Origin of the sequence: Candidatus Lernaella stagnicola (assembly GCA_030765525.1) — a bacterium.
GTDB lineage: Bacteria > Lernaellota > Lernaellaia > Lernaellales > Lernaellaceae > Lernaella > Lernaella stagnicola.
Genome location: JAVCCK010000020.1, coordinates 214,731 through 232,653 on the forward strand (window position 1 = coordinate 214,731; position 17,923 = coordinate 232,653).

The 17,923-nt window shown below is 60.2% G+C and carries 11 protein-coding genes and 1 pseudogene; 9 read left to right on the forward strand and 3 right to left on the reverse strand.

Going from position 1 to position 17,923, the window contains the following annotated elements:
- Nucleotides 1–7 precede the first annotated feature (7 nt).
- From P9L99_09655 to P9L99_09665, 3 genes are read left to right on the forward strand one after another with little or no spacing between them, the layout of a single operon-like run.
- Nucleotides 8–1,516 carry a sulfatase gene (locus P9L99_09655; protein MDP8223613.1) on the forward strand — a complete coding sequence of 503 codons (1,509 nt, stop codon included), beginning with the start codon at nt 8–10 and terminating at the stop codon, nt 1,514–1,516.
- Complete coding sequence (locus tag P9L99_09660; protein ID MDP8223614.1) at nt 1,513–2,946, forward strand: sulfatase; 1,434 nt, start codon at nt 1,513–1,515, stop codon at nt 2,944–2,946. The genes P9L99_09655 and P9L99_09660 overlap by 4 nt, the downstream gene beginning before the upstream one ends.
- Before the next feature lie 16 nt (nt 2,947–2,962).
- On the forward strand, nt 2,963–4,255 hold the full coding sequence (locus P9L99_09665; GenBank protein ID MDP8223615.1) for a hypothetical protein: 1,293 nt from the start codon (nt 2,963–2,965) through the stop codon (nt 4,253–4,255).
- A gap of 46 nt (nt 4,256–4,301) precedes the next feature.
- On the opposite strand, the gene gcvT is transcribed toward P9L99_09665, so the two are convergent.
- The 3 genes from gcvT to P9L99_09680 form a co-directional block, all read right to left on the reverse strand.
- Complete coding sequence (gene gcvT, locus P9L99_09670; protein ID MDP8223616.1) at nt 4,302–7,517, reverse strand: glycine cleavage system aminomethyltransferase GcvT; 3,216 nt, start codon at nt 7,515–7,517, stop codon at nt 4,302–4,304.
- Between the two features lie 340 nt (nt 7,518–7,857).
- Nucleotides 7,858–8,967 (reverse strand): HigA family addiction module antitoxin, encoded by a 1,110-nt coding sequence (locus P9L99_09675; GenBank protein ID MDP8223617.1) that lies wholly within the window; start codon nt 8,965–8,967, stop codon nt 7,858–7,860.
- Nucleotides 8,960–9,289: a hypothetical protein gene (locus tag P9L99_09680; protein MDP8223618.1), complete on the reverse strand. Its 330-nt coding sequence runs from the start codon at nt 9,287–9,289 to the stop codon at nt 8,960–8,962. Before P9L99_09680 ends, P9L99_09675 begins: the two co-directional genes overlap by 8 nt.
- 526 nt (nt 9,290–9,815) lie before the next feature.
- Here P9L99_09680 and P9L99_09685 point away from each other — a divergent pair.
- The 6 genes and pseudogenes from P9L99_09685 to P9L99_09710 all read left to right on the forward strand — a co-directional run bounded on the left by P9L99_09685 (nt 9,816) and on the right by P9L99_09710 (nt 17,892).
- Nucleotides 9,816–10,133 carry a hypothetical protein gene (locus P9L99_09685; protein ID MDP8223619.1) on the forward strand — a complete coding sequence of 106 codons (318 nt, stop codon included), beginning with the start codon at nt 9,816–9,818 and terminating at the stop codon, nt 10,131–10,133.
- A gap of 241 nt (nt 10,134–10,374) precedes the next feature.
- A complete protein-coding gene (panB, locus tag P9L99_09690; GenBank protein MDP8223620.1) occupies nt 10,375–11,217 on the forward strand; it encodes a 3-methyl-2-oxobutanoate hydroxymethyltransferase in 843 nt (280 codons plus the stop codon).
- Between the two features lie 123 nt (nt 11,218–11,340).
- Nucleotides 11,341–13,191 (forward strand): annotated as a pseudogene (locus P9L99_09695) (hypothetical protein).
- A 109-nt stretch (nt 13,192–13,300) separates the two neighbouring features.
- On the forward strand, nt 13,301–15,277 hold the full coding sequence (locus P9L99_09700; protein MDP8223621.1) for a LamG-like jellyroll fold domain-containing protein: 1,977 nt from the start codon (nt 13,301–13,303) through the stop codon (nt 15,275–15,277).
- 106 nt (nt 15,278–15,383) lie between these two features.
- Nucleotides 15,384–16,931, forward strand: coding sequence for a right-handed parallel beta-helix repeat-containing protein (locus P9L99_09705; GenBank protein ID MDP8223622.1), 1,548 nt, complete (start codon nt 15,384–15,386; stop codon nt 16,929–16,931).
- A gap of 154 nt (nt 16,932–17,085) precedes the next feature.
- Entirely contained in the window at nt 17,086–17,892 is an 807-nt protein-coding gene (locus tag P9L99_09710) for a histidinol-phosphatase HisJ family protein (GenBank protein ID MDP8223623.1), read from the forward strand.
- Nucleotides 17,893–17,923: the final 31 nt, after the last annotated feature.

Sequence of the window (17,923 nt, forward strand, 5' to 3'; positions counted from 1 at the left end):
CTGCATCTTGGCACGTCGGCCGCGTCGGCATCAACCCGCGTGCGCGAACCGGGCGGTCTTGCCTACCGGCTTCGGGCTGCTATCCTACTGCCCGATGTGCAACCGTAGGTTTCTATTTATTCGCGTGGCGGCGGTGTTGCTTTTGGTGACGCTGGCGGTAGTGGTGTGTCTCGCGGCCTGCGACAAACGCGCCCGACTGCCGGACCGTAACGTCATTCTCGTCAGCATCGATTCCCTGCGTTTCGATCATGTGGGTTGTTACGGTTACCCCAAGCCGACCAGCCCGCGACTGGATGCGTGGGCGCGAAATGCGATGCGTTTTGAGTTCGCCTATGCCACGTCGCCCTGGACCCTGCCGAGCCACGCTTCGATGTTTACCGGCCTGTATACCGACGCCCACGGCGTGCGTTCCGCCAGGTCTAAGCTGAACGACGAATCCATGACGCTGGCGCGCGCTCTCTCGGACGCGGGCTATCGCACCGGCGGCGTGGTGTGTGCGCCGCTGCTCAAGAAAAAGTACGGTATGCACCAGGGCTTCGATTTCTACGACACCGAGTTGGTCGGCCGTAACGCCTTGGAGGCTCGCGTGGTGAAGGCGGGGCCTCGGGTGACCAACAAAGCGTTGGCGTGGCTGGACCGCAGCGGCGACAAGCCCTTCTTCCTCTTTTTGCACTATTGGGACGTTCACTACGATTACAATCCGCCCGCCAAGTACGCGGAGTTGTTCAACCCCGGGTACGAAGGCCCGGAGAACGGCGCGAGCATTCACGACCGCAAGGACATCACGCCGAAGATGGACAAGGCCGACTTTCGTCACCTCGTGGCGCTTTACGACGGCGAAATCCGCTTTACCGACGACGCGCTCGGCGCGCTTTTCGACGGCCTGCGGGAACGCGGCCTGGACCGCAACACGGCGATCCTCATCGTCTCGGATCACGGCGAGGAATTCCTCGACCACGGTTGGAAGGGCCATACGCGCACCTGCTACGAAGAAGTAGTGCGCATTCCTTTCCTGATCGAGGTCCCCTGGTTGGAAAAAGCGCGCGGCGTCAGTCAGGAGGCCGTGAGTCTCGTCGATATCTTTCCCACCGTGTTGGGATTGCTCGGCCGCCCGAAAGAAGGGCTGACGCTTCAGGGCGTCGATCTGAACCGGCTGCTCACCCACGGTACGCCGCCCGCGCCGCGCTCGTTGATGGCCGGTACGCAGCGGGGGCAGCCGGTACCCGAGGGCAAGGCGTACGAGTGGTCGACGCTGATTGCGCGGGACCGGCAAAAGCTGCACGCCTTGAGCGGTCGCCGTTTCGACGAACAGTGGGTGTTCGATCTGCGAAACGACCCCGGTGAGAAAACGGACATATCGGGTGGGAAGCCCGCCCTGACCGCAAAACTAGTGCAGGAGAATTCGCGGCGGCAAAGGTTGCACAAGCGATTACAGAAGGCGCTTAAAACCAGCGGCGAGTTTGAACTCGATGCCGAGTTGGCCGAAACGTTGAAGGGATTGGGGTATCTCAATTGACCCGTTTCGGCCGGCTGGTATTGGTCGCGCTCGTCTTGACCGTGGTGGCGTGTCAAAAATCGCCGCCGGTGAAGCAGACCGGCCAGAACATTCTGCTGATCAGCATCGATTCGCTGCGCGCCGACCACGTAGGTGCCTATGGCTACGGCCCGCCGACGACCCCGGCTCTTGACGCCTTTGCGCAAACCGGCGCTGTGTTTACGCGATCCTACGCCAACAGCCCGTGGACGCTGCCCAGCCATGTGTCGATGCTGACCGGCTTGTATCCGGACACCCACCTGGCGGTGAGAAACGACAGCTACCTAAGCGACCGCGTCACCACTGCGGCCGAAGCGTTGGCGTCGGCCGGCTATGACACGCACGCAGTGGTTTGCGCGCCGTTTTTACGCAGCACCTACAACCTGGCCCAGGGTTTCAAAACCTACGACGAGGAAATTGCGCATACCAAGCGGCCCAACATTCGGCGAATCAAAACCAGCGAAACCGTGACCGACAAAGCCGTCGCCTATTTGAAAAAACGAGCGGGCAGCCCGGAGCCGTTCTTTCTTTTCGTTCACTACTGGGACGTTCACTACGATTACAATCCGCCGAAGAAATACGTCGAGATATTCGATCCGGACTACCAAGGCGATCTCGACGGTTTGAACATCAGCAAGCGCGACGATCTGAAGCGCGGGATGAACGAGCGCGACCGCCGGCACCTGCTGGCGCTTTACGACGGCGAAATCCGCCTCACCGACGACCACCTGCGCCGCTTGCTCGCCTACCTGGACGAGACCGGGATGGCCGCCAACACGGCGATCCTCATCACCGCCGATCACGGCGAGGAATTCTTGGAGCACGGGACGGTCGGCCATACCTTCACGTGTTTCGAGGAACTGATTCGTGTGCCGTTGATCGCGCGGATACCGGGCGTGACGCGGCCCGGGCAGCGTATCGACACGCCGGTGGAGAACGTCGATCTTTTCCCCACAATGCTGGCGGTCGCCGGCGCGAGCGTGGAAAAGAAAACACAGGGCCACAACCTATTACCCGTGATTCGTGACGGCATCGAACTCGCCCGCGACCGAATCTTCTGCGAAACGCGCATGGGTCGGCGGTGGGGGTGGCGCAAGCCCAACGGCGTCTGGCGCAGCCTGTTGTTCGACGACGGCAAGAAGGTCCACAGCTTCAAAGAAAGCGGCAAGAAGACAGAATTCAACTTGTACGATATCGACGCGGATCCCGGCGAGACCGACGACCTAGCGGCAGCGGAAAACGGTGGCGAATTGCTTTTGCCGCGGCGTCGCGAGCTATCGCAGACGCATCGCGCACACACGGGGTTGGCCGAGCGGCGCAATATCAAGCCCGATAGCTGGCGCTATCGCCGGAAAACGAAAAACAACGAAGACCTCGATGAACAGCTTCGGGGTCTTGGATACGTGAATTGAACGTGGGGGACCGGCGATGAAAATCTCGCCTCGTTTTCGGGTTCTCCTGCGACGCTATGTACTCTTCCCCTTATTGCCGGTGGCGGCATTGGTGATCGTGCTCACGCTGGTGCTCGGCGGGCTGGAAAAAGCGGACGTAATCGACACCGAGCGGCCCGACGATCTCGTCGCTTACAAACCCATCAACTTCGCGCCGGTGAAGGAAGAAAACGGGCGGAAGCTCGTGCGCATCGACGAACCCACGATGGTGCCGGAAACCTTCAGCCTCAAGCCCGAACCGGGTGTCATGCGCATTGTGGTAACCGGCGGCTCGTTCGCCATGGGTTGGCCCTATGCGGTGCAGGGGAGGGAGCGGCGCGGCGGCGACTTGCCCAGTTGGCTGGAAGTGCTGTTGAAGGCCGGTTGGCCGCAGCGCAAATTCGAGGTGATCAACGCCGCGGCGGGCGCGCAGAATTCCTTCCGCGTCAAGCACGTCGTGCATGCGGCACTGCAATGGTCGCCGGACGTGCTGGTGGTCATGGTCGGAAACAACGAGGGCTACGTACCGCCAACCTCGTGGAACGAGATTCTGCACGAGTGGACGTTCTATCGGGCCATGAAAAAGGCGCTCTTGCCCGACGTCGCGCCGGAGAAACGACCCATGTATCCGGCCATCGGCGTCGGCATGAAAACCATCCGCGCGCAGTTTCAACGGAACATGCGCGACATCGTGACGATGAGTCGCGACGCCCAAGTACCTATCGTAGTCGCCACGGTGCCGATCAACCTTCGCTACTTTCCGACCGCCGAGGAATATTTGCCGCCCGACAAACCGTGGTACGCCGAAGGCCGCCGTCTGCAAGAAAGCGGTCGGTACGAGGAGGCGATCCGGAAATACATCGGCGGAGACCTCCGGGGCTACGGCCTGCGGTTATCCGGACAATGTTACGAGGCGCTCGAACAATGGAATCGCGCTCGCGCGGCCTATCGAGCGGGCGTGGAGTATCTGCCGTTTTCCCAAACCAGGCCGTCGTTCAACGAGTTCGTGCGTGAGTTGGCGGACGATCTCGACCTTCCGTTGGTCGATTTGGAGCGCGACTTCGAAAAGCAATCGCCTCATGGCATCACCGGCGACCGCTGGTTCATCGACGGTTGCCACTTGGATTGGCGAGGGTACTACTTCACCGCCCGCCGCGTGCTGGCGGCTCTCGAAGTCGCCGATTTGGTGACCGGTCGGCGCACCGGCGAACTGCCCGAGGCCGAAGACTACGCCGTCTCGCACGATTTGATCGACTACATGGAGACGACCCAGCCGGCGCGCCTGCCATAAAAAAACCGGGCGGCGCCCGGCTTTCGTATTAGTGAAATCTCGCTCGTTATTTCTTTTTACGCAGGAAGCGGCCGAGGATCGTGATTTCGACCGGCATCGTGAGCCGCTGGCCGATTTTGACTTCGTCGGCTGCGATCGGCGGCCGGCCCTTCGGCGCCGGAATCACCTGCAAGGTCTTGCTTTTGGCATAACGCGCCTGCACGAATGCCTGGCCGATCAACTTGCCTTCGCCGTCGGTGGCGCAACTGGTCACGTAGCCGATGCACGCGCCTTTGTCGTTGACGATCGGGTCGTCCGTTTTCAGCGGCCGGGTTCCCTTGGCGGAGACGCCGAAACGCACGACGGCGATTCCGCGCTTTTCCTTTTTCGCTAGGTAGGCCTTTTTGCCCACGAAAAACGGCTTGTGCAGTTTGACGAAACCGCCGAATCCGGCTTCGTTGGGCACGAGGTTGTGCGGGCCGGCCAGTTCGTGTCCGTACAGCGGCAAACCGGCTTCCATGCGCAGGCTGTCCCGCGCGCCGAGGCCGATCGGCATCACGCCGTGCTCCTTTCCGGCTTCCATGATCGCTTCCCAAAGCTGCGGCGCCTTGTCGGGATGCACGAAAATCTCGAAGCAAGTCGGCTCGCCGGTATAACCCGTGCCGGAGATGATCGCGTCGAGGCCGTCCAACGTGGCGTACATGGTGCAGTTGTGCCCCAAGGCTTTCAGCGCCGGTTTGTCCGCTTCGGCCGCGAGTGCCAGCAAGATGTCGCGCGAACGCGGGCCTTGCAGCGCCAGGTCGACACGACGCTCGTCGCCCCATTGCGGGTCTTTCAGATTGCGCAGCACGCAAGGCTCGGGGAAGCAGCGTTGCGGCACCTGCGGATCGAGCAGCACCCGCCCTTCGTTGACCGCAACCAGCCACGCCCAATCCTTGTCTTCGTTGGCGGCGTTGACGACCAGCAGAATGCGGTCGGCCTGAACGTGGTAGACGAGCAGATCATCGAGCAAATCGCCGTCGTGATCGAACAGGTGCGAGTACTGCGCCTCGCCGACCTCCAAACCGCCGGCGTGATTGGCGCAAACCAGATCGACGAACTCCATCGCCCGCGGGCCGCTGGCCTCGAACACGCCCATGTGGCTGACGTCGAACAGCCCCGCCGCTTGCCGCACGGCGTTGTGTTCCTCGATGGTCGAGGTGTAACGCACCGGCATTTCGTATCCGCCGAAGGGCACCATCACGCCGCCGAGTTTCTGGTGAATCTCAAACAGCGTGGTGCGCTTGTCTTCGCCTTCCGGCGCATTCCAGGAGAAGCGCGGCAAGTCCGGCTGGGGCAGGCGGTCGGCCAGCGCGCTTTGGCCCACAAAGAAAGGCCGCGCGACGTCCACATTCAACTCGGCGGCGTCTTTCCCGGCGAGGCTTTTATCGGTTTTCGGCAACAGGCTCAGCCAATCCTGAGCGAAGGTGCAATCCAACGGCATTTCGTCGATCACCACCGCGCCGGTGACTTTCGCCGAAGCATCCTGCGGATCGATCATCGTGAAGCCGTCGGCAAGACCGCGCAACCAGGCCAACAGGGGATCGGCGTTGTCCGGGTTTACTTTCACCACGAAACCGTTGCGGCGCGGATCATCGCTGAGCGGCAGCCGGGCCAGCGCGATTTCGTCCAGCACGTTGCCTTGATCGTCGAGCGCCAGGCTCGTCACCTTTTCGCCGTCGGCCAGGTGCGAAGGATCGGTGACCAGCGCCTCGCGCAGGAATTCGTCGGCTTCGGCGCCCGTCAACTTGACGATCACGGCCTCTTCGGAGTGGTCCAAATACGGATGGTGCGGATAGCCCGAAAGCGCCGGCGCATCCACACGCCAGGTGCGGGTTAACGCGTCAACTTCCTCGGACACTTCGCGCAGCACCTTCAAGTCGATCTTGCCGCGCGGCAGCACGCGGGTCATGCCGTCGTAATGCACGGGATGAATCGCGGTGATCACCCGGTGGATCAAGCGCGCGATGTGCTTGACGTCTTCCGCGTCGGCCCCGCGCTGCGTCACCCACGGCGTGCCGAGGCGCAGGCCCGTGGCCAGCGGCGTGGCGGTGTCGCCGGGGATGGTGTTTTTGTTGAGGATGATGCCCGCCAGTTCCAGAATGTGCGCGGCCGGCTCGCCGTAAAGCAGCGGCGTTCCCCGGGGGGTGAGCGGTTTGAGGTCGATCAGCAGCTTGTGCGTATCGGTGCCGCCGTAGGCGAGGCGAACGCCCAGCCGCTGGAATTCTTCGGCCATCACTTTCGCGTGGCCGGCGATGCGGTGCATGAGCTGCCGGAACGAGTCGGTCTGCGCCAGCTTGAACGCCACGGCCAGCGCGGCAATCGTGTTCATATGCGGGCCGCCTTGCTCGCCCGGGAAGACGCTGTTGTGGATCTTCGCCGCCAGCTTGCCGCTGCTGGTGAGGATCACCGCACCGCGCGGACCCATCAAGGTCTTGTGGGTCGTGAACGTCACTACATGGGCATGGTCGATCGGGTTCGGGTAATCCCCGGCCACGGTCAGACCCGCCGGGTGGGCGATGTCGGCCATCAGGTATGCGCCCACTTCGTCGGCAATGGCGCGGAACTTGGCGAAATCCGGCGCCCAGGGGTAGGACGTGTACCCGGCGATGATCATCTTCGGCCGATGTTCCTTGGCCAGCCTCATCACTTCGTCGTAATCGATCAGTTCGGTTTGCGGGTCCACGCCGTAGGGCACGATGTGGTAGTGCTTGCCGGTCATGTGGAAGGGGCTGCCGTGCGAGAGGTGCCCGCCCGCCATGAGGTCCAGGGCCATGACGGTGCCGCCGCGGGGCACCAGGGCTTCGTACACGGCGATGTTGGCCGGGGCGCCCGAGAGGGGCTGCACGTTGGCGTGGATTTTCGACGCCGGTGTCTTTTCGGTGGCGAAGCACTCGGCGGCGCGGGTGCGGCAGATCGATTCCACGAGGTTCACGTACGCGTTGCCCTTGTAAAAGCGGCGGTCGGCGTAGCGGCGGTAGCGCACGAGCCGGGTGGCGATGTCGGACAGGTTTTCCATCGGCATCAGCGTGTTTTCGCGCGCCGGGTAGCCTTCCGCGTAGAGGTTCGTGAAACACGTGTCGAGCATCCGGCGCACCGGCCAGGCGCAAATACTTTCCGAGGGAATCAGCACGATGTGCCGCGCCTGCCGCTCTTCCTCCCAGTGGAGCAGTTCGTTCATCAGGGAGTCGGCGTTCTGGATGTTTTCGTCGAAAAGGAAATCGATGATCGCTTCGTCGGACATGTCGTTACCTCAAGCGAGTTTCGAAACAGTTGAAGTCACCGTTTCTTAACACCGCGCTAAATGAAAGTAAACGCCGCCCGCGCGTCGCGACCGGCAAACGCTGGTGAAAAGCGAATTCGCACCCCGTAATCGCCGACCGCGTCCCCTTCTACGGCCGCCGCGGCATTCAGGTCCCGGCCCTAGTGCCGCAAAACAACTGAAAAGGCGGGACGGGCGCCGAGACCGGTTATTTGTAGGGGAAAAGAGTTAACACCGAGGACTAATGCTTTTAGCAGCCTAAGACCATCTTTCCACATCGCAAACCGGTTCCAGAAAGGTCGCTGCTACTATGCGCTACTCACTACGTGACAGATTTGGCGGAAGACCACTCATAATAAACTTTTAGATTATTCATAAAGCTCCAATCAAGCCAGCCTTCTTTCTGCATTCGACCGACAACGATCCCCGGCGCGATACCAATTCCCGTTGCGAAACTGCGCACATCGTCTTTCGATCGGAATTGTCTTGCGGCCAACCCGTGTAGACGGTTTGCATCGGCAGGTTTTATCAGGATATTACTTGCGTAAACGTCTGCTTGTCTTTCAGATTCGTTATCCAGGCCACCCAAGCCCTCGATAAATAATAGTTTTTTGCCGTGTAGCAGCAGGTGGGCGGCTTCGTGGAAAAAGGTGAACCAAACGTGATCGTTCGAGTTGTAGCGCAAACTGAGCAAGAGCATGGCTTTTGCAGGCGCCAACCATCGTGTTGCCCCGCTTGCCGGGCATCCCGGGGGCGTTTCCAAGAACACAACCGCCACGCCGCATGCTGCGCATACCTCGGTCATTCGAACAATGAAAACGTCGGGATCTGACTCGTTTGTCAGGGCGCGTAGTTCACGCAGGGCATCCCTAAACGCTTGTTTATTGAACGGTTCGCAGGGGATATTGTTTGCCCTGCGTTCACCTTCCCGAAGCCAAGCCGCCACTGCGCCCACGTTCTTTTGAAATTTATCAGACGCCCGAAATGCGGCAACGGGTGTTTGATATTGTTCACGCCAAGCGTCTACGGACGCGACACAAAAAAATCTCAGAGAATCCAGCACCTGTTCGCCTTTTTCGCGGATATTGCGGATCAGTCCCAACTTTCGCATCCACGGCAGCGGCAATTCCTTTAGCCACCCGGCGTCTTTTCTTGCAGCCTCAATCGCATCTTTTCGCGCCAGCCCAGCTTGGTATTGAGCGTCGCGAACCAACCAAAAATTGGGAGTTGATCCCAGAACCCTCGAAAGACGTTCGGCAATCTGGGTCGAAATCGGCACGCGGCCTTTCACTAGATCGTTCACAAAAGGGGCGGTAACGTCCATTCGCTTTGCAAGATCAGTTTGCCTCCACCCTAGCTCTTCGAGCAACTCATCAATCGTATCTCCGGGTGGAGAAATCCAATCGGGATTGAATTGTTCATGGTTAGTCATGGTAGTCACCTATAAAAATGATACAAACTGCCGTGACGCGATTCCAGTCGATGCCGCCGTCGTCTTTTTCTGGGATCGGTTCATGAGCCGGTTCGAATACGAGCCGATGCCCTCCGTGAAGATTCATCGAAAACTGGCCCACTCTATCGCCTTTTAAGGCGTGTGGCCGACCGGCGATCAATTCTGTAACATTATGGGCTGCTCTAATATCTGCCAAACGGGCGCGCAACTTCTTGAAACCGGGACCGCCGAGCTTCTTTTTGGCGCCTCTCTTATCAGCGCAGATTTTCTCCACGTCCCGTGTGCTGTAAAGAATATCCATCTAGCCCTCATTTGTCAAGAACTATTCATCTAAATGGCTAATCATTTTTATGTTTCGTCGTCCAGAGTTTCGACCGAAGCGTCCATCTCCAACCAGAACTCCCGGGCGGATTACTCCCACTCGGCCCAAAGCGCACATAAAAAACTTCGTCGAAAGAGACTTTAATTCTGGATTCCCGGCTGCGCGGAAACGACGATGATAGGCAAAACATACGTGGTGTCTCGTCGAACGATAAGGATTATGCTGTCCTTGCCTTATCGACGCAAGTCAGCGTCATGGCCGATTGAAAAAATACGTATACGCCTTTCATTTCGAGGGCGTGACGACCGCAACGACCGTAGCCGAAAATCTTCGCGTCGCTCGAGCATTTCATATAGAGTAAAAAAACGATCGAGCGCGCCACCACATTCCTCGAACGTGTCCGATATTGGTCGCAAGACAAAGGCCGAATGTGGTAGAACCGCTCAAGAAGGCGGCCCGCTTGGCCGAAAGCTTCATTGAATTCACTTTTTAGAAGAGGGAAGAGATGGGTATGTGGAAGTACACCTTGCTGCTTTGTGTTTCGCTCGTTTTGGCCCTGAGCATGTTCGCCGCGTGCGGCGATGACGATGACGACGACGACGGCGGCGGTGGCGGCTATACGTGCGCCGATGCGTGCAGCGTAATTTATGACGACTGCGGCGCGGTTCTGGCCGTTGACGGCTACACGTTGTCCGAAGCGGAATGTGTCGAGGGCTGCAACGACGAGGGCGGCATCGGCAGTTGTGAAACGGCTTGTCTGGACACCTATGCCGAAGACGAAGACTGCGACGCGTTCGCCGATTGCGCGTACAACTGCTTCTAGCGCGGCACGAGCCGATGGGATCGCTCGGCAGGCAAGACCGGCCGGGCGACGAAGACGATTATGCCGGGCGGTGGTCGCCTTGACTGCCGCCCTTCTTGCCATACAATACGGCGCACTCTGCGGCCGTGTTTTCTTCCAGCGGACCGGACGTACCCGCCAGTCGGGACGGCACGGTCAAATCGCCGGGGAAAACGCCGTGACAACATTCATCCGATAACCTTTTCGACGTGAAGGAGTCGAGATGTCACGCAAGAAATTCGATTTGTTTACACTGAAGAAATGCTATCAAGACGGCGAGAAAATCACCATGATCACCGCCTACGACTTCCCGACCGCGAAACTCGTGGACGAAGGGGGCGTCGAAACCGTGCTCGTGGGCGATAGCGCCGCCAACGTTGTACTGGGCTACGACAGCACGGTGCCGGTGACGATGGACGAACTGCTCGTCCTGGTCAAAGCCGTGCGGCGCGGCCTTAAGCACGCCATGCTCATCGGCGATATGCCTTTTGGCAGCTACAACGAATCCGACGAACAGGCCATTCGCAACGGCACGCGCTTTCTCAAAGAGGGCGGCTGCGACGCGGTCAAGCTCGAAGGCGGCGGCGTGATGGTCCCGCGCATCCGCAAAATGGTGCAGGCCGGGGTGCCCGTCGTCGGACACCTGGGTTTGACGCCGCAAACGGCGGGCATGATCGGCGGCTACCGCGTCCAGGGACGCACGGCGGAGCAGGCGGAAATCATCCTCAACGACGCCAAGGCCATCGCCGAAGCGGGCGCGTGGATGCTCGTGCTGGAACTCGTGCCCGACCGGCTCGCCAAGCTGATTACCGAGTCCATCGACATCCCGACCATCGGTATCGGCGCGGGCCCCGATTGCAGCGGGCAGGTGCTGGTGCTGCATGATATGCTTGGTATCAACGAGGGCTTCACGCCCAAATTCCTGAAGCACTACGCACAGCTTGCGCCGACGATTCGCGACGCGGTCTCGACCTACGTGCAAGAGGTCAAAAAAGGCGAGTTTCCCACGGCGGAGCACTCGTTTACGATCAAAAACGAAGAGTTGCAGAAACTATACGGCGGCTGAGCCGCGGGGGAGGCGACGGTGGCGGTCAATTTCGTAACGGACGTGGACGACCTGGTGGCAATCAAGCGCGTGCTGGTGAGCGTGTCGGACAAATCCGGCCTCGGTATGCTGGTGTCCCGGATGATGGAAACCTGTCCGGATATCCATTTCTACTCCACCGGCGGCACGTACGCGCGGCTGGCCGAGATTCTCGGCGACCTGGCCGCGACGCACTTGACTCAGGTGTCGGACTATACCGGTCAGCCCGAAACCCAGGGCGGTTTGGTCAAGACGCTGGATTTCAAAATCTACCTCGGCTTACTTACCGAAACCTACAACGAATACCACCGCGCTGACCGCGAGCGGACCAGCGCCGTGCCGATCGACATGGTGATCGTCAACCTCTACCCCTTCAGCCGGACCGTGGCTCGCGACGACGCGACGATCGAGATGGCGCGGGCCAACATCGATATCGGCGGCCCCTGCATGGTGCGCGCCTCCGCCAAGAATTTCCTGCGCGTCACTTCGGTCGTGAACCCCGGCGACTATGGAGTTTTGTTGGAGCAGTTGCGCACGCAGGAAGGCAAGCTCAATCTGCAACAACGTTATGACTACGCCCGCCGGGCCTTTGCCCACACCGCGGCCTACGATACGGCGATTTCCGAATACCTGGCGGCCCACGACCCGTCGGTTGTCCCGGCCGTCTACACGCTCCACGAGCAAGACTGAGAGGAACGCGACATGGCCGACTTGAAGAAGATGTATCGCACCATCGTCGGCGATCACTTCGCGCCGCGCATGGAAATTTCGTTTATCGATGCCGGCGGCGAGCGCACGACACTCAGTTATGAAAAGGTGACGTGGACCATCGATGAGGAAGAAAAGGGCCTGCGTTACGGCGAGAATCCGGGACAGGAAGCCGCGCTCTACAAGCTGGTGGGCGGTAATCTTGCCATCGGCGAGGTCGAATTGATTCGGCCCGGCGCGGGCTTGGTGACCGGGGCGGACATGGTCAAATTCGGTAAGCACCCCGGCAAGATCAACCTCACCGATGCCGACAATGCGCTGAATATCTTGCGCTTCCTCACCGAAAAGCCCGCCGCGGCGATCATGAAGCACAACAATCCGTCGGGCGTGGCTCAGGCGGAGTCCCTTGTCGAGGCGTACCTCAAAGCCGATCTGGCCGACCATGTTGCCGCCTTCGGCGGTTGCATCGCACTCAACCGCCCCGTCGACATCGACACTGCCACCGCGATTTCCGAGCGCTACGCCGAAGTCGTGATCGCGCCGGAATTCGAAGAAGGCGCCGTCGATATTCTGGCCGGGCGCAAGAACCTGCGCATCATGAAAATTGCCAACATCGAACGCCTGCAGAGTTACGCCGCCGAGCGCTTCCTCGACCTAAAATCCCTCGTCGACGGCGGCATCATCGCCCAGCTTTCCTACCTGCCGGTGCTTGGCCGGGACGCGCTGCAAATCGCCGAGACGACCTACAAGGGCGAGACGCATCGTGTCGAGCGTGAGCCGACCGAGGCCGAAATCAAAGACATGCTTTTCGGCTGGATCGTCGAGGCGGGCGTGACGTCCAACTCGGTGATTTACGTCAAGGACGGCGTCACCGTCGGCATCGGCACCGGCGAGCAAGACCGTGTCGGCGTGGCGCGTATCGCCCGCGACAAGGCTTACCGCAAGCTGAGCGAACGGTACGCTTTTGAACGCCACGAGCAGTCGCTTGATCTGCTGGCGGAAAAGGATCCCGACGCCGCGGCGGCCATCGAGGCGGAAGTCACGCAGCAGCGCGGCGGCCTGCCGGGCAGCGTCATGGTTTCCGACGCCTTCTTCCCCTTCCGCGACGGCATCGACGTCGGCCTGGGGGAGGGCGTGAAGGCGGTCATTCAGCCGGGCGGCTCGATCAAGGACTACCAATCGATTCAAGCCTGCAACGAAAACGGCGCAACGATGGTCTTTACCGGCCAGCGCTCGTTCAGGCACTAGCCGAAACCAAAACGCCACCAATTTGTAACGTTTGCGCGATGTGATATTGTGCAGGTCACGCCATTGATGTGTCTTCCGCAGAGAAAAACTCGACTTAAGGAGAAGAGATGTGAATGCACGTGGCTGGTTGTTCCTGATATTGGCGTCGCTGGTGTTTCTCGTCGCCTGCGGCTGCGAGGGTGATTCGTCCGGTGACGATGGAAATCGCCCGGTCGACGATGATGATGACAATAACGACAACGATGACAACAACGACAACGACGATTCCACACCGCCATGTCCCTGTCTAATCGAAGGGAATTGTTACGGGGAGGGTGAACCCAATCCATACGAATCTTGCTTGATTTGCGATTCGACAACGAGTCCCGACGCTTGGACCCCGGCCGACGGCGCGCCGTGCGACGACGGCAACTTTTGTAACGGCGCCGACCTCTGCGCGAGCGGAACGTGCGGTGATCATGCGGGCAACCCCTGTTCCGACGACGGCCTGTGGTGCAATGGCGCCGAGTTATGCGACGAGAGCAATCACGCATGCCTGCAAGTGAGCGTGCCAAGCTGCCCCGACGACGGCGTTTTCTGCAACGGGGCCGAGTTCTGCAACGACGACTTCGACGTTTGCGACCGCGGCGGCGACCCCTGCGCGGCCGCCGCCGAATGGTGCGATGAGGAAAACGAGGCGTGTCTGGCGGTTTTCTGCCGCGCCACCGCTTTTGAATCAATCGAGACCTGCGGTCGAACGCTGGTGGATCTCGAAGGCCGGCCGCAAAACGTCGAAGAATTGACCACCTGGTGCGAAATTTCCGAAGCGATATTCGCCGCTAAGAACGAGCACGCTTCACCTTTCTGGAGTTGCTGGAGCGATTGCATTTTCGAAATGAATTGCAGCGCCGATTGTTTCGAGGCGTGCCTACATCCGGTCGATCCGGGCGGCGGCTGCGGCCACATCGCCCACGAGTTGTATGCCTGCGACGTTCGCTTCGAGTACCAGTTTTTGCAGCCTCAATACGTGCCGGAATTGGACGTGATCGAGACCTGTGATTGGCTCCAGGATGATCGTTATGCGTGTTTCGATGATTGCCTTTGGTCGTATCCGTGTGCCGGCGGCGGCGGACAATACAACTGGGAGCCCTATGACCTAACTTCCTGTGTGGATTGGTGTGAGCCCAAGCCGGCGGTTGTCTTTGACGGGCAAACCGGCGCTGCGGAAATTCCCCAAGGTTCCGTGGTCCAAGTGGATGACTTCCTCGTTTCTCTTTATTTCCGGTTCGACGGCGGTCTGCCGGAAAACGGCGACTCAACGGGGATCGCCGGCTGTTTGAATCTCGGAACCGACGCCGCGGACTCGCCGGCCGGCTGGGAGTACCGCGTCGTGCGCGACGATCAGTGGTGGGGCGAAACCTACTACCTGGTGTTCGCCATGGCGGATGCGAATTCGGGCGAAATCGTGGAATTGACGTCGGAGTGGGAAATCGAAGTCGGCGAATGGCACGCGGCGATGGCCGGTGAATTATGGGGCGATGATACGACGATCATGCGCGTGGACGGCGTGTTGGAAGCAACCGAAGACCGAGACACCCGGTTGACGATGGATGACACGCCGCTCTGGCTCGGTCGGTCGTCGGACGGCCAGGGCATTCCTTTCCACGGCGCGGTCGACGAAGTGCACTTGGGCCACGGAATTGGTGTTATGTGGTCGGACCGCACCATTGCCTGGTGGCGGCTGGATGAAGGATTCGGCGGCCTAGTCCACGATCTGGGGGAGCACGATTTCACGGGCCAACTTGTCGGTGGCTACGAATGGATAGAACGTCCGGCGCGACATACCCTGATTAGTTCCGCCCAGGGAAATCCGAGCGCGGAGTCGGTCGGTCGAAACGCACGAATCGCGGAAGAACTGCATTACGAAAACACCGGCGGCGCCAACGGTGGGTACTACACGGACGACTTGGACGATTTGCTCGCATTTGACCGCAATCTCACCGACGACCCAAACGTGACTTTCTTGTTCGGCGAAGCGAATTGTTCGGGTTACACGTTCAATACGTCACACGTGAATGGAAACATTACCTTCCATATGACCGACTGACTCGCCGCAAACGGCCGCATCGACATGCGACTCGCTTTGAATTTGTTTTCCGGAGGCGACGTGCTATCGTCATCCTAGCTTTTTCCCATTTTGAAAGGAGTTGCTAATGCGCACTCGTTTTCTAGCGGCCGTGATTTTGGCCCTATTTCTGATTATTCCAGCGTGCGCCGACAGCGACAACAATGATGATGCCAGCCCGAATGCCGGTGACGACGACATGGACGACGACACATCCGATGACGACACCTTCCTTCCCGATGACGACACTACCAACGACGACGATGACGACGACAATGACGATAACGATAACAATGACAACAACGACACTTCACCCCCCTTGCCTGAGGGCATTTACGTAAGTACCGAGGGCGACGACGCCAATCCCGGCACGCCCGATCTACCAATGCGGACGATCGAGGCGGCCCTGTCGGTCGCCGAGGCAGCCGATGTGCCCGTGCGCGTCGCCGCAGGCGAGTACCAGGCAAGCCTCGAAACCACCGTATCGATGTACGGCGGCTACAACCCCCACAACTGGAGGCGAAATATTGCCGCCAACGAAACGACAATCGTCGGGTTGTTCGGCGTCAGTCTGTATGTGTGGGGAGGTATCGAGACGGAAACGGTCGTGGATGGCTTCTCGATTTCGGCGACCGGTCCCGCCTCCGGAGCCGCGCAGACCGTGTTCCTTGATGGCGGCAAAATCACCTTCTCGCACAACACCGTGACCGGCCACGACGCCGCGGTCGATGGTTACGCCAACGGCGTGTCCATAAATGGGGAAGGAGATTTCCACATTCTGCGCAACCGTATCAAGGGCGGCAATTCCAGCGGCGAGTTTGCCAAGTCGTTCGGTTTGTCCATCGCCAGCCACAACGGACAGGTCAACGTCGAAGGCAATTCGATTTACGGCGGGCGGGCCGTCGATACAAGCGAAAGCGGGCTTTCGTGCGGCATCGGCGTCGAGGCCGTGAACAGCGAAGTGTTGATTCAACGCAACGTTATCGGCGCCGGTTACGCCCAGGGCCTCTACGCGGCGTTTACCGACGGCGTGGACATCGTCGACGGTGAGGTGACGCTGGTCAATAACATCATCACATCCGGCGCCGCGGGCGGTAGCCCCGTGACGATCGCTGCCGGCATCCACACGTACGCCACAGCGCCGCCGCCGCTCATGCTGCACAACACGATTCATCCCGGCCTCGCCCTGTATGCTTTCGCGGTACAACTCGAAGGCGACGCGACGATGATCGGCAACGCCTTGCATATTGCGCCGGGGATTTTCGCCTCGGTGTTCGCCACCCAAGCGTCGAGCGCCGGGCGGATCGTCATCATCGGCAACAACCTGCAATGCCTCGGCTGGACATGCGTGCTCGGCTCGGTCGGCACCGATATCCCGTTGATTACCGTGCGCGGCGTCAATGCCTGCGATTGGCCGGGTTGCCTGGAAGCCCACGACAACATTTCGGAAGCGTCCGCGTTTGCCGGGATGCTCGACTTCCATTTGACGGCCACCAGCGCCCTCATCGATGCGGGCGTCGATCCGACCGCATGGTACGACGGCGACCCGTTGTACGTTGATATCGACGGCGAGGCGCGGCCCGTCGGCGAGGGTTGGGATATCGGCGCCGACGAAGCGCCCGTCGCGGTGTGGTGACGGGAGAAAAACCAGCGGCTGTTTACGGACGATCCGGCAAGTGGTACCCCTTTGGCAGCATGAGGGAAGGGGAGTCCATGCCGTTTCAGAACCAAATCGTCGAGCCAACGGAATCGCCCGCCGTGACCCGCGGAATCGTCGGGGGTTTACACTGATGCCCGGCGCCGACTACCACGTGCACTCCTCTTTATGCGGCCACGCCCGCGGGAAAATCGATGCCTACGTCGAGCACGCGATTCGCGTGGGTCTGGACGAAATCGGTTTTTCCGAGCACCTCCCCATGGACGTGTGGGGCGAGCGCGATCCCTCGTTGACCATGGGCCTGGGCGACATGGACACGTACCTGGCGGAAGTGGCCCGCGTGCGCGACAAATACGCGGACCGTATCATCGTGCGGCTTGGCATCGAGGCGGATTTCCCTCCCGATCGACAAGATGCCGTTGCCGGGTTTTTGAGCCGCCATAAATTCGATTACGTCATCGGTTCGGTGCATTTCCTCGGCGACTGGGGCATCGACGACCCACGCGAGTTGCACAAATGGGACGGCAGGGATGTCGACGAAGTGTATGAATCCTACTTCGAAGCCGTGCGGCGCGCCGTGCAGTCCGGCCTGTTCGACATACTGGGCCATGCCGATCTGGTCAAAAAGTTCGGCCACCGGCCGCGGGGCGATATTTCCCCGTGGTACGAGCGAATCGCCGAAGCGCTGGCGGCGCGGGAGATGGCCGTTGAATTGAACACCGCCGGTTTGCGGAAACCGGTCGGCGAGATGTATCCGCATCCGGATTTGCTCCGCGCGTGCCGCGTCCGGGACGTGCCGCTGGTCATCAGCAGCGACGCCCACGCGCCGGAGGAAGTCGGTCTGCAACGCGCCGATGCCGAGCACTTGGCAAGAGAAATCGGCTTTACGCATACCGTGGGTTATGCAGCCCGTCGCGTCGTCACGAGCTTCGCGCTGTAGCGGCAACCGAGAAGGCTTTATCCTTGGTCGC